The sequence below is a fragment of the Microbacterium barkeri genome (genome assembly GCF_027921765.1).
Taxonomy (GTDB): domain Bacteria; phylum Actinomycetota; class Actinomycetes; order Actinomycetales; family Microbacteriaceae; genus Microbacterium; species Microbacterium barkeri.
On record NZ_BSEJ01000056.1, the window covers coordinates 1 to 584 of the forward strand.

At 56.2% G+C, this 584-nt stretch carries 1 protein-coding gene; it reads right to left on the bottom strand.

The genetic code is table 11. The annotated features are described in order from the left end of the window. Positions 1–84 precede the first annotated feature (84 nt). A partial coding sequence (locus PKE79_RS16585) for a phage portal protein (RefSeq protein WP_271174798.1) occupies positions 85–584 on the bottom strand: 500 nt, incomplete at its 5' end.

Below are 584 nucleotides of genomic sequence, written 5' to 3' on the forward strand. Positions count from 1 at the left end.
AAAGACCATATCTGCCAGGTGCGGCAGGTTAATTAATTTCGTTGTCATGTTGTCTTCCAGGTCATCCCGCGCGGCGGGAAATAATCAGGCTCTGGCCAGAAGGGTTTCGATTTCGGCCAGCTGTTTCGCTGTCGGCGACTTATCGCCAGGAAGGATCTTCGCGCTGTCGACCATATTGAGCGGTGTCAGGTATTTGTCCCCGCCAGCAATTGGCGGCAGATTCTCCATACGCCGGATATCGTTAGTGGATAGCCATCCCCACTGGCGGCCCAGCGCATACGATTCATAGCGTGACTTCTGGTCGCCTCGCAGCAGCCCGGAAACGTTGAACTCGATGTACAAATCGCGGCGTTCGCTGGGCAGAAGCAGATCGCGCTGCAGCGCACCCTCATGGCGTTTCAGCCAGGCCAGCAGCGTATACATCACGAACTGCAGGCCCTGGTGCTCGATATTGTTGTTGGTCGCTTTCGCCAGCATCTGCACCATATGTGGCGGGATTTTATAGAGCCGGCAGACCTCTTCCACGCCCCACTGCCGCGACTGTAGCAGCTGCGCCTTTTCGTTATCCTGCGACAGTTGTTTGT